The sequence below is a fragment of the Mediterraneibacter catenae genome (genome assembly GCF_008691045.1).
Taxonomy (GTDB): Bacteria; Bacillota; Clostridia; order Lachnospirales; family Lachnospiraceae; genus Mediterraneibacter; species Mediterraneibacter ornithocaccae.
The window spans coordinates 1-12,281 of the sequence record NZ_VMSO01000038.1 but is presented as its reverse complement, the minus strand read 5'-3'; the positions used below and the strand labels follow the sequence as shown (position 1 = coordinate 12,281).

The 12,281-nt window shown below is 43.9% G+C and carries 14 protein-coding genes; 3 read left to right on the top strand and 11 right to left on the bottom strand.

Annotated features, from left to right (window positions below; genetic code table 11):
• Positions 1 to 376 precede the first annotated feature (376 nt).
• The 10 genes from FNY66_RS14865 to FNY66_RS14820 all read right to left on the bottom strand — a co-directional run bounded on the left by FNY66_RS14865 (position 377) and on the right by FNY66_RS14820 (position 9,275).
• Positions 377 to 1,120, bottom strand: a complete 744-nt coding sequence (locus FNY66_RS14865) for a M56 family metallopeptidase (protein ID WP_229409551.1) — start codon at positions 1,118 to 1,120, stop codon at positions 377 to 379.
• A gap of 403 nt (positions 1,121 to 1,523) precedes the next feature.
• Complete coding sequence (locus tag FNY66_RS14860) at positions 1,524 to 1,898, bottom strand: BlaI/MecI/CopY family transcriptional regulator (RefSeq protein WP_087152499.1); 375 nt, start codon at positions 1,896 to 1,898, stop codon at positions 1,524 to 1,526.
• Positions 1,899 to 2,075: 177 nt separating this feature from the next.
• The gene (locus FNY66_RS14855) at positions 2,076 to 2,270 is read right to left on the bottom strand and encodes a hypothetical protein (protein WP_087152498.1); all 195 of its coding nucleotides are present in this window, start codon (positions 2,268 to 2,270) and stop codon (positions 2,076 to 2,078) included.
• 2 nt (positions 2,271 to 2,272) lie between these two features.
• Positions 2,273 to 2,638, bottom strand: a complete 366-nt coding sequence (locus FNY66_RS14850; RefSeq protein ID WP_087152497.1) for a DUF1667 domain-containing protein — start codon at positions 2,636 to 2,638, stop codon at positions 2,273 to 2,275.
• A 3-nt stretch (positions 2,639 to 2,641) separates the two neighbouring features.
• Positions 2,642 to 3,907: an NAD(P)/FAD-dependent oxidoreductase gene (locus FNY66_RS14845; RefSeq protein WP_087152496.1), complete on the bottom strand. Its 1,266-nt coding sequence runs from the start codon at positions 3,905 to 3,907 to the stop codon at positions 2,642 to 2,644.
• 17 nt (positions 3,908 to 3,924) lie between these two features.
• The gene (locus tag FNY66_RS14840) at positions 3,925 to 5,361 is read right to left on the bottom strand and encodes an NAD(P)/FAD-dependent oxidoreductase (protein WP_150311637.1); all 1,437 of its coding nucleotides are present in this window, start codon (positions 5,359 to 5,361) and stop codon (positions 3,925 to 3,927) included.
• 126 nt (positions 5,362 to 5,487) lie between these two features.
• Positions 5,488 to 6,198, bottom strand: coding sequence for an MIP/aquaporin family protein (locus tag FNY66_RS14835; protein ID WP_087152494.1), 711 nt, complete (start codon positions 6,196 to 6,198; stop codon positions 5,488 to 5,490).
• Positions 6,199 to 6,261: 63 nt separating this feature from the next.
• Positions 6,262 to 7,758, bottom strand: coding sequence for a glycerol kinase GlpK (glpK, locus tag FNY66_RS14830; RefSeq protein ID WP_087152502.1), 1,497 nt, complete (start codon positions 7,756 to 7,758; stop codon positions 6,262 to 6,264).
• Positions 7,759 to 7,838: 80 nt separating this feature from the next.
• A complete protein-coding gene (locus tag FNY66_RS14825) occupies positions 7,839 to 8,408 on the bottom strand; it encodes a glycerol-3-phosphate responsive antiterminator (RefSeq protein WP_087152493.1) in 570 nt (189 codons plus the stop codon).
• Between the two features lie 192 nt (positions 8,409 to 8,600).
• Positions 8,601 to 9,275, bottom strand: a complete 675-nt coding sequence (locus FNY66_RS14820) for a thioredoxin family protein (protein ID WP_087152492.1) — start codon at positions 9,273 to 9,275, stop codon at positions 8,601 to 8,603.
• Positions 9,276 to 9,419: 144 nt separating this feature from the next.
• On the opposite strand from FNY66_RS14820, the gene dhaK reads away from it, so the two are divergent.
• Genes dhaK through dhaM form a run of 3 tightly spaced genes read left to right on the top strand, consistent with a single transcriptional unit; the run spans position 9,420 to position 11,464 of the window.
• The gene (gene dhaK, locus FNY66_RS14815; protein ID WP_087152491.1) at positions 9,420 to 10,409 is read left to right on the top strand and encodes a dihydroxyacetone kinase subunit DhaK; all 990 of its coding nucleotides are present in this window, start codon (positions 9,420 to 9,422) and stop codon (positions 10,407 to 10,409) included.
• Positions 10,410 to 10,427: 18 nt separating this feature from the next.
• Positions 10,428 to 11,054, top strand: a complete 627-nt coding sequence (gene dhaL / locus FNY66_RS14810) for a dihydroxyacetone kinase subunit DhaL (protein ID WP_150311636.1) — start codon at positions 10,428 to 10,430, stop codon at positions 11,052 to 11,054.
• Between the two features lie 29 nt (positions 11,055 to 11,083).
• Positions 11,084 to 11,464, top strand: a complete 381-nt coding sequence (gene dhaM, locus FNY66_RS14805; RefSeq protein WP_087152489.1) for a dihydroxyacetone kinase phosphoryl donor subunit DhaM — start codon at positions 11,084 to 11,086, stop codon at positions 11,462 to 11,464.
• 57 nt (positions 11,465 to 11,521) lie between these two features.
• Here the strand turns inward: dhaM and ahpC are convergent, their stop codons facing one another.
• Entirely contained in the window at positions 11,522 to 12,085 is a 564-nt protein-coding gene (gene ahpC, locus FNY66_RS14800) for an alkyl hydroperoxide reductase subunit C (RefSeq protein WP_087152488.1), read from the bottom strand.
• Between the last annotated feature and the right edge of the window lie 196 nt (positions 12,086 to 12,281).

Below are 12,281 nucleotides of genomic sequence, written 5' to 3'. Positions count from 1 at the left end.
ATAATTTTTACATTTTATATAATCTTCGCAACACTTATTTATCGCTTATTCCAATATTATTCTGACTATTTCCAAGTCCTTTTATATATTCCCAGTCTATTGGCTGGCGAAAATGTATGCTATCCATCACACTGTTATCACGATTATAGATTTCCAGATAATCCTCTGTCAGAAAGAAAAATCCGAATTTTTCCAGTTTCCCCGAGATACTTGTTTTATCATCACTGTCCGTTCTTCCGTATCTGTATATCGTAACACTTTTTTCTGCCTTCAGTTTTAAAAGGTAGTCTGTAAGTCTGTTTGTATCGGATATTGATAAATCCTTTTCTGTATCAGAATAACTAAGCGTTGCTGAGGCAATGTGAAAGGTATCAGATTAAATTAAATCCGCCGTATATCCTCTCTCAACAGACAGACCTGTTCTTCCGACAGCAAGTGTACTTAAGAACATAATCACAAAAAGCAAACCTGTTCCTAACCTTTTTGTCTTCTGAGGCATAGCTGCTTTCAGACGATATCTCAGACTCCTGGCAGAAGATGAAAGACATGTAGAAAATCCTCTGGAATCTCCTGCAATTGAAAGCAGAAGCTGCGCATACCGCTTCCTGCCGACATCATCAGCATCTTTGAGTACAATTTCATCACATGACAGTTCCAGATCCTCCTCTCCTTTCTTAACAGCAATCCACACAAGCGGATGAAACCATCCCAATGCAATGCAGAATCTGAGAAAGAATTTTGTATGTGTATCATTTCTCTGAATATGATGCAGTTCATGACTGAAGATCATCTCTAATTCTTCTTCAGTAAATTTTTCTTCAGGCAGGTATGTAATTCTCCTCTTTTTCCTCATCCCCACACTGAGCGGCGTATCAAGCATGGAACAATATCGCAGTTCTACCAGATGTGTATAGTTTATTTTTTTCTGCACTATTTCAAATGTTTCAAATATCAACGGATCATCCACTCTCCGGGAATTTCTTTTCAGATTATATACAAAACGCAGGTGGGAGAAAATCTGACTTCCTAATATCAGTACAAATCCAAGCAGCCAAATGACAGACAGTGAACCAAGTATTTTCCCGGGAATATACAGATAAACAACCGGCGGAAGTGTCATCGAAGAATAAATCAGATGGGGCTGATAATATAAAAAAACAGGAATCAGCCAGAACGTTGCGCACGTCCTGGCAGTAAAATATCTTCTCAATAACGGCAGAACCAAAAGAAGAAACGTATAATAAATGCTGAGAAACAAAAATAAGTCTGCAGCACTGACCATACACAACTCAAGCTCTCCTGTTCCCGCATATATAAAAAGGTAGGCCCCCATATATATAAGAATTAAAACCGGAAAACAGATCGGATCAATCCAGACAACTGTATCATCCCTGCCTTGTCGAAAGAGGCCTCGTTTTCCTATTTCGGCATTCCACGATGAGCGGAACCCTCCTGCCAGAAAAGCCCCTAGAATCAACGCCCAGAATATTCGGAATATATAAACAATTACGATTTCTGACATTTTACAGCTCCCCTTTCTCTAACAGCCGTTTCAGTTCCTCCACTTCTTCCTTCTTTATCCCGCTGTCGCATAATGCAGCTGCAAAATTTGCTATAGAACCATTAAATAATCTGTTTAAAAATGATCTGCTCTCTGATGCAAGATAATCTTTTTCAGTTATCAGAGGTTCATACAGATTGGTTCTTCCTTCTTTTTTCAGAGAAAGAAAGCCTTTCTCACACAGTCGCGTCAGCAAAGTCAATATCGTGGTAGCAGCCAGAGGATGCGTTTTGTTCAGGGCATACTCTATCACTGTCCGGGAAACCGGAGCCGGTTCTTTCCATATTATCTGCATGATCTCGAGCTCACTTTCAGGAAGACGTTTTATCTCTTTCACTTTTCATTCACCTTTCTACATTTGTAGAATAATTATATTCTACAAATGTAGAATTTTCAAGAGATTACAGATATTTTTTCAAAAATAAAATTGTCCGGACAGATAATCTGACCGGACAGACCTCACTTCTGCTTATCCTATTGTTTTTTATCCTTCAGTACATCTTTTCCGAACTTTTTACTCATCTCCTTCACAGTTCATATCTGTCAGCTGACATGTCCGTTCATTTTCTTCGTCTTCACAGTTCATATTTGTGAGTCCGCAGGTCGTATCTTCGTCTTCACCTACGCAATTCATATCATTCAGCCCGCAAGTTGTATCTTCATCTTCTGTAACACCGTTCATATTAGTCAGCCCGAGTTTTTTCTTCATACTTAAACCTCCTCTACATTTTTTGTAGCAACAATATCGATTCCGGTCCCTCCGGCATTCGGCAGAATCACATCACCGATATGAACCGGTGCTTTCACCTCGACTCCTTTAAGAGATTTTACGCAATCGAATATTTTATCTTTCGGAATATCTTCCCTGGTTTTTACCGATACCATATCGGCTGCTCCGCCAATGACTTTTACCGTAGATGTCACAATACGGGTTGGATTTGTCACCTCTTTTCTGGCATAGATATCCCCTCTTTTACAGGTGTTCCCAGTAACACTGATTACCTCGTTTCCCTCCATTTCCACAGTAAGAGGACATCCCATCGGACAGCTGATACAGGTTAATTTTCTGATTTCCATCTTCTATGCCTCCTCTATTTTTACTGTGATGGTTTCCAGATCAGGATATTTCAAAAGCTGTTCTTTTGTCAACTTTATTTCTTCCATTTCACCGGGCGCCACAATCTGTCGTTTTCTGTGTATCACTCTTTCATTGTCAAAATATACCCCTACATAACAATTCTTGTATACCGCTCCCACACGGAACCGCACCGTCAGATTTTCATCCATTCTGGCTGTGTTTAATGTTACCGGGACTGTATATCGTACTCCGTCAACAGGAAGGAACCGTATCTCATGTCCTTGTGCCGATCTGCGCTCACCTTTTACATACGCGGCTGCATTTCTGCCCGCTGTTGCGGCTTCTTCCGAAACAAAATCCACAAGATCATGAACATGCAGCACGTTTCCGCAGGCAAAAACGCCTTCTATGCTTGTCTCCAGGCTTTCGTTTACTTTCGGTCCCGACGTTACCGGATTCATTTCTACTCCCATACCGTTGGAAATCTCGTTTTCCGGAATCAGACCCACTGAAAGAAGCAGAGTGTCGCAGGTATAGAACTCTTCTGTTCCCGGAATCGGTTTCCCTTTGCTGTCCACCTCGGCAAGAGTCACTCCTTCCACACGTTCCTTCCCCTTTATATCTACCACTGTATGACTGAGTTTCAGCGGAATACCATAATCATCGAGACACTGGACAATGTTTCTTTTCAATCCCCCGGAATAAGGCATCAGTTCAGCTACTACTTTCACTTTTGCTCCCTCAAAAGTCATTCGTCTCGCCATGATCAGGCCAATATCTCCTGATCCCAGAATCACAACTTCACGCCCGGGCATAAGGCCTTCCATATTCACCAGACGCTGAGCAGTTCCTGCGGAAAAAATTCCTGCCGGGCGGTATCCCGGAATATTCAGAGCTCCGCGGGATCTTTCTCTGCATCCCATTGCAAGAATCACTGCTTTTGCTTCAATCTCAAATAACCCTTCCTGCCGGTTCATTGCGGTTACTATTTTTCGGGGACTGATATCCATAACCATTGTATTCAGTTTATACTCTATCTCCAGTTCTTTCGCCTGATCAATAAAGCGCTGAGCATACTCGGGACCTGTAAGCTCTTCTTTAAATGTATGGAGCCCGAAACCATTATGAATACACTGATTCAGAATTCCACCCAATTCTTTATCTCTCTCAAGTATCAGTATACTGTCGATTCCATTTCTTTTTGCCGATACGGCAGCAGCAAGACCTGCCGGACCACCCCCGATAATGACAATATCATAACTTTTCATGTCCGAAGCCTTCCTTTCTATAATGTATCCTTATTGATCCCGACTACCAGTTTGGAATCCCCGCCGGTTTTTGTAATATCCGCTACGCTTACGCCAAGTTCTCTGGCCAGAATTTCCATTGTCCGTGGAGAACAGAATCCGGACTGGCATCTGCCCATCCCGGCTCTTGTTCTGCGCTTCACTCCATCCAGAGATTTCGCTCCCAGCGGACGGCGGATCGCATCTATAATTTCGCCTTCTGTAATCATTTCACAGCGGCAGATGATATTTCCGTATGCCGGCTCTCTCCGGATCAGTTCTGCCCGCTCTTCTTTTGTAAGTGTATCCGGATCCAGAATTCCTTTTCTTGTCGCTTTGAAATCCTCTTTTAATTCAAGTCCCATCTTATCTTTCAGTATTCCGGCAACCATTTCACCGATTGCGGGACAGCTTGTAAGTCCCGGAGATTCAATTCCCGCGCAGTCAATAAAGCCTTTGGCATCCTCCAGCTCTCCGATCAAGAATTCATGACCGTCTTCGTGGGCACGAAGTCCCGCAAAAGAAGTAATTACCTGCCGTAAGGGGAGATTCTTTACATTCTGCCCTGCTTTTCCGATCACCTGCTCCAGGCCTTCTGCCGTCGTGTTTGTTCCTTCTCTGTCATCCACATCGATAGCAGTCGGGCCGATCAGAAGGTTGCCGTGAATGGTCGGTGTGACAAGCACGCCTTTCCCGTATTTTGTCGGCAGGGCAAAAATTGTTCTGCTCACATGATTCCCGGCAGTTTTATCCAGCAGGCAGTAATCGCCTCGTCTCGGAGTAATATGAATCTTCTTCTCGCTGACCATATTGTGCAGTTTATCTGCATAAACCCCGGCTGCATTGACAACATATTTCGTTTCATAAGCCCCCTGATTCGTCTCAATCCTCCAGCCGTTCTCTGTCTGTCTGATATTCTGGACTTCCGTATTAAATTTAAATTCAACTCCGTTTTCAAAAGCATTTTCTGCCAGAGCAATATTCAGATGGAACGGACATACAATACCTGCAGTCGGAGCATACAGCGCCGCATAAACATTATCAACAATATTGGGTTCCATTTTTAAGACTTCTTCTCGGTTAAGGATCTGCAGATCTTTTACACCGTTTGCCACTCCTCTGTCATACAGTGTCTGGAGCCCCGGCATATCTTCCTCACTTAGACAGATTACAAATGAACCTGTTCTTTTAAATGGGAAATCAAGATCTTTTGAAAGCTGTTCCATCATCGCATTGCCGCGGACATTCAGTTTCGCCATAAGAGAACCTGTCGCCGCGTCATACCCTGCATGCACGATCGCGCTGTTTGCTTTCGATGTTCCGCAGCAGACGTCCTCTTCTTTTTCCAGTACACATGCCTTTACTTTATAACGTGACAGTTCTCTCGCAGATGCCGCGCCGGCTACTCCTCCGCCTACTATAATCACATCATACATGACAACTATTCTCCCTTCATTTGTTTTCTAATGAAAGAGCCCGGCAATACTCACACCTATCCGATGGAAATTTCATTGCCGGGCTCTGTTCTCACGCAACTCTGATCTTTAATTGTCCGGCATAGACTACCAAGGAATTACGCCATAAAGTAATACTGCTACAACAGCTCCTATAATAGGTCCTACCAGTGTGACAATGGCATATCCCCAGTTGGAGCTTCCTTTCCCTGAAATCGGAAGCACCGCATGTGCAAGACGCGGGCCGATATCACGGGCAGGGTTGATTGCATATCCTGTAAGACCTCCCAGCGACATACCTACGGATACAATAATTCCAAATACAAGGAATTTATCCAGACCTCCGGCTATTCCCGGTACATTTGCAATTCCTTTGATTGCAAAAACAAGAACAAAAGTTCCGACTGCTTCACTTAAAATATTCAGAGGCATATTCGGAACAGACGGGCTTGTAGAAAATACACCCAGCTTTGTTGCCGGATTATCTGTAGCGTCAAACTGTCCCTTGAACAGAATATAAACAAGAACAGCGCCTACAAAAGCACCTGCAAATTGTGCAATAATATATCCCGGAACAAGTGCCCAGTCAAAACTTCCGTCAATGGCCAGCGCAAGTGTCAGCGCCGGATTAAAGGATGCACCGGAAGCAGCCCCGAAAATGAAAGCCGGAACCATAACTGCAAGTCCCCATGCAAATGTAATCTGTATCGATCCTGCTCCTTTCATTCCTGACTTATTCAGCGTAACATTGGCTACAACTCCATCTCCCAGAAGGATAAGCATCATAGTACCTAAAAATTCTGCTATATATGGCAACATACTTCACTGCCCCCTTTTCTTTTTCTATTCGTACATTTCACTGAATCTGCTTTCTCTCAATATTTAGTCTTCTTTTGCCCAGCCATATGCGTATTTTACAGCTTTCTTCCAGCCGCGGATTCTTTCTTCTCTGTTTTCATCCGAAATAGCCGGTTTAAATGTCTTATCGATTGCCCAGTTTTTAATAACCTCTTCCTTGCTTGACCAGTATCCTACTGCAAGTCCTGCAAGATATGCAGCACCCATTGCTGTTGTTTCTACACACTGCGGACGATTTACCGGCGCATTAATAATATCTGCCTGCGTCTGCATCAAAAAGTCATTTGCACTTGCACCGCCGTCAACTTTCAGAGCGGAAAGATCAATTCCGGAATCTGCCTTCATTGCTTCCAGGACGTCATTCACCTGATATGCAAGGGATTCCAGCGTCGCTCTGATAATGTGGTATTTATTTACGCCACGGGTGATTCCTACGATTGTACCTCTTGCATACTGATCCCAGTAAGGTGCACCCAGACCTGTAAACGCCGGAACAACATAACAGCCGTTCGTATCTTTTACTTTCTTTGCCATATATTCGGAATCCGGTGCGGAATCAATAATTCTCATTTCATCTCTGAGCCACTGGATTGCTGCGCCTGCAACAAAAATCGAACCCTCAAGCGCATAGTTAACTTTTCCGTCCAGTCCCCAGGCAATTGTCGTTACAAGACCGTTTTTGGAAAATACCGGTTTTTCGCCTGTATTCATCAGCAGGAAACATCCTGTTCCATATGTATTTTTTGCCTCGCCTGCTGTAAAGCATGTCTGCCCGAACAGAGCTGACTGCTGATCGCCTGCCGCTCCTCCGATCAGGATCGGTCCGCCGAGGAAGGACGGATCTGCTTCTCCGTAAATACAGCTTGAAGGTTTCGGCTCCGGAAGCATACTCTTCGGGATATCAAGTTCTGCAAGAATTTCCTCATCCCATTCCAGCGTATTAATGTTAAAGAGCATGGTTCTGGAAGCATTGGAATAATCTGTTACATGAACCGCTCCTTTCGTCAGTTTCCAGATCAGCCATGTTTCTACTGTACCGAACAGCAGATCTCCGTTCTCAGCTTTTTCTCTTGCACCCGGCACATTATCGAGAATCCATTTGATTTTTGTTCCGGAGAAGTATGCGTCAATCACAAGGCCGGTTTTCTCTCTGAATTTCTCTGTCAGTCCCTTTTCTTTGAGAGAATCACAATACTCAGATGTTCTCCGGCACTGCCATACGATTGCGTGGTACACCGGTTCGCCCGTGTTTTTATCCCACACGATCGCGGTTTCTCTCTGATTGGTAATACCGATCGCGGCAATGTCTTCTGCCTCGGCTCCGATTTTGTTCATTGCTTCTACCGCAACTCCCAGCTGACATGCCCAGATCTCGTCAGCATCGTGCTCCACCCAGCCCGGTTTCGGGAAATACTGGGTGAATTCTCTCTGGGACACACTGCACATTTCTCCTTTCTCGTTAAACAGGATACACCTGTTACTGGTCGTCCCCGCGTCCAGTGCCATTACGTACTTTGCCATATCTGTTCCTCCTTTTCTTTTTCCGGCATATCTGCCGTTTTTATAAATCAGCGTCCTGCCTTCCGCAGTTCGCATAATTCCTACATCATCCAGACTTTTTGATTCGTGGAAGAAACCGAAACCGCACCGGCGGCTAATGCAGCCAATACAGACTTCTTTTCTGTGATCAGCCCTCCTGCGATCACCGGAGTTTTCGAAATCCGGCAGACTTCTTTGATCACGTCCGGCATAAGGCCGGGCAGAACCTCCGTGACATCAGGTCTGAGTCCGTACTGCTGATTTCTGATGTTTTCCAGTGCCATGGAATCAATCAGGAAAAATCTCAGAACTGTAAACAGCCCCAATTCCTTTGCCCTCTTGATCAGACCGGGTTTTGTTGTAATAATTCCGTCTGCCGCTGTATTGTTTTTAATAAAATCAACGGCAATTTCTTTAGGGCTCAAGCCATTGATCAGATCCACATGTACGACTGCCATCTTTTCTTTTTCTTTTATCTTTCTTACTATTTCAGAAATATTGCATATATCTCCGAATAAAATAAAGATTACTTTTATATCCTCCAGCTGGCAGCACTTTTCCAGTCCGTCCATGTCCTTTACTGCTGCTATCACCGGATTGCTCTCGATCATGTCATAAAACTTCTGTTTCATTTTCAATTCAGTCCTTTTCCTCAGAATAGTGCAGAAAAAAAGAGCAAAACGATAAACAACATTTCTGTTGCAGTTTCATTTGCTCTCCTGTCATGGCGCCTCTCTTTAACTGTACTGAGTATATCATATTGCACAATTATTTTCAAGTATTTTTATTTTTTTTGACCATTTTTTACATTCATTTCTTTTTTGCTAAACATTCTTATCACTTTTCATCTCTTTTGCAACAATTTCTGTCATTTCCTCCAGAGTCTTAACACCTGTTACAACCGTTTTTTCATTCAGTATCGTCATGGGAACACGTTCGATTTTGTATTTCTCAACCAGTTCCGGAAACAGATTCGCATCAAACATTTCAGCTTTAATCCCTTCGTTAAGAACCGCCATCTGCTGACACACCGCGACTACTTTCGGACAATGGTGGCAGGAAAGTGAAACACAGATTCTGATCCAGCAATGTCCATCCAGTTTTTCAATCTTTCTTTTTGTCCACCGGCTGATCTTTTGTCCGGGCCCCGCCAGATTATAGAATGCCATTACAAAAGAATTGATTTCCTGTCCGCCGGGGACTCCGTGAAATGCAATGCCGGAATATTTCCCGTCTTTGTACAGACCACATACCGGAAGGAAACCTCTGTCCAGTTCCTTTGCACCATCCTCATCTTTTTCATACAATTCCAGCGAGATATGACTGTTCAGCGATGCAGTAACAGCAAGAAAGCCGGCAAGCTCTTTTCCTTTTTCGTCCGTCACGTCTATCACTGCCTTTACAGTAACGTCTTCTTTCAGGCTTCCGAGAATTTCTTTGAGACTGTTTTTCAGGTTTTCATCAATCAGACTGCTCTCTGCCGCAATATTTCGGATCATAATCTTTCCTCCTTGTTTTTTTGTTTATTATATATTTTACCATTTCAAAACGCAAATTAAAAAAACCGTAATTGCCTTTCCGGAAAATTTATTGTACTATGATGAAAAATACAGTTTATTTTTTAACAAAGGAGGTCTGTAACCATGAAAAAACTGATTAATGCAGTGGATCAGGTAGAAAACCAGATGATTTCCGGTATGGTCAAAGCTTATCCGCACTATCTAACCAAACTCAACTGTGGCAATGTCGTAGTTCGGACCGAAAAGAAGTCCGGTAAAGTTGCTCTTATCAGCGGAGGAGGCAGCGGACATGAACCCGCTCACGGCGGATATGTCGGCACCGGAATGCTTGACGCCGCAGTAGCCGGAGCTGTTTTCACCTCTCCCACCCCGGATCAGATTTACGAAGGCATTAAAGAAATCGCAACAGATAAGGGCGTTCTGATGGTGATTAAAAACTATACCGGTGATGTCATGAATTTTGAAATGGCTCGGGAAATGGCAGAAATGGAAGGAATCAAGGTTGAGCAGGTGATCGTGAACGATGATGTAGCTGTAGACAACAGTCTCTATACCGTTGGGCGCCGGGGCGTTGCAGGTACTGTTTTCGTACATAAAATCGCAGGTGCTCTGGCTGAAACCGGCGCTGACCTGGAAGAAGTAAAGGAAGTGGCAGAAGATGTTATAGCAAATGTAAGATCAATGGGTATGGCTATCCGGCCATGTACAGTTCCCGCTGCAGGCGTTCCCGGATTTGAATTGAAAGACGATGAAATGGAAGTTGGAATCGGTATCCACGGTGAACCCGGCACACACAGGGAAACGCTGAAAACCGCAGACGAAATTACAGACATGCTGCTTGACAAGATACTTGCTGATCTTGATTACAGCGGCGCAGAAACAGCAGTCATGATCAACGGTGCAGGAGCAACTCCTCTGATGGAATTATTTATCATCAACAACCGTGTAGCTGATGTTCTTGCGGAAAAAGGAATCAAAGTATACAAAACTTTTGTCGGAGAATACATGACCTCACTGGAAATGGAAGGCTTCTCCATCTCAATCCTCAGACTGAACGACCGGCTGAAAGAGCTGCTTGACGCTCCGGCTGACACACCTGCATTTAAGGCATAAGAAAGGATCAGGTTTACTATGGATGCAAAAAAAATAACGGAAATCCTCCATGCACTCAGCAGCAAAATTGATAAAGAAAAAGAGTTTCTGACCGAACTGGATAACGTCATCGGAGACGGCGACCACGGAATCAATATGGCTCGCGGATTCAAGGCGGTAGATGCAAAAATAGATACATTGGAAACAGAAGACATCGGAGAAATTCTGCGAACTGCGGGAATGACTCTGGTTTCTACTGTCGGCGGCGCATCCGGTCCGCTTTACGGCACGGCATTTATGAAAGCAGGCATGACCATGAGTAAAAAAACGCAGATATCACTTAGCGATTTTCTTGCTTGTCTGAATGCAGCCGTAGAGGGCGTTAAAATGCGCGGGAAATCTGTTCAGGGCGAAAAAACCATGCTGGATGCTATGATTCCTGCACTTGAAGCAATGAATAAGGCAATAGAGCAAGGACTGACATCAGCTGATGTGTTGAAATGCGGTACGGAAGCTGCTCGCCAGGGAGTCGAATACACAAAAACTATTATTGCAACAAAAGGCAGAGCCAGTTATCTTGGAGAAAGAAGCATCGGTCATCAGGATCCCGGTGCGACATCATTCACAAATATGCTTGAAGCAGTATACGATTATATAACTGCATAAACCCATCAGACACAGGGAGGTATGATAACATGGTTGGAATTGTAGTGGTATCTCACAGTGCACATCTTGCAGAAGGCGTCATCGAACTTGCCAGACTTGTTTCCGCCGACTGTCCGATTGCAGCTGCAGGCGGTCTGGAAGACGGCTCTTTCGGTACGAGTTATGAGCGAATTATGAATGCGGTTGAATCTGTACACAATGAAGACGGCACTCTTATCCTGATGGATATGGGAAGCGCAGTTATGACAACAGAAATGGTTCTTGAAGATCTGAATTATGAAAATATCAGGATGGCCGACTGCCCTGTTGTAGAAGGGGCAATTGCAGCGGCGGCGGCTTCAAGCGGCGGTATGACGCTTGAAGAGACTTATCAGGAAGCTCTGTCAGCAAAAAACGTTCAGAAATTTTAACAGAACCGGCAGGAGTACAGCCACTCCTGCCGGTTACGTTTCTTTCTCTGTCCTTTTTTAAAGCATTCCGACCAGGTCAAGGCTCGGTTTCAGCGTCTCTTCCCCGGGCTGCCATTTTGCCGGGCAGACTTCATCATCATGTTCATAAACAAACTGGCAGGCACGTAATTTTCTGAGCAATTCATCAGCATTTCGGCCGACGTTCCCGTCGCTGATTTCATAAGCGGCTATCTTTCCCTCCGGATTTACGATAAACGTCCCGCGTTCTGCAACCCCTTCTGTTTCAATCAGAACATCAAAATCTCTGGCAAGAGCATGAGTCGGATCGGCAAGCATAGGATATCCGATCTTACGAATTCGCTCAGATGCATCATGCCATGCCTTGTGTACAAAATGTGTATCACAAGACACTGAATACACCTCGCATCCCGCTTCCTGAAACTCCCCATACTTACCGGCAAGATCCTCCAGCTCAGTGGGGCAGACAAATGTAAAATCCGCCGGATAAAAGAAGAAAATACTCCATTTACCTAATATGTCTTCTTTTGAAACCGTCTGAAAAGAATCCATATAGTAAGCCTGAACGGTAAACTCCTGAATTTCTTTGTTAATAAGAGACATAACTGTTCCTCCTTCCGTCAATATGTAATACATTTCTTATAAAGTAGAAAAATTATATCTGCTTTCCTGAGTCCTGTCAATAAATACACAAAAAAAGCATTTGAAAGTCTTTCTCTCAATGCTTTTATAATCCTCATTATGAAATATTCATGTACCTTCAAAACTACATACAAAGAATCAATCCATCATCCATCTC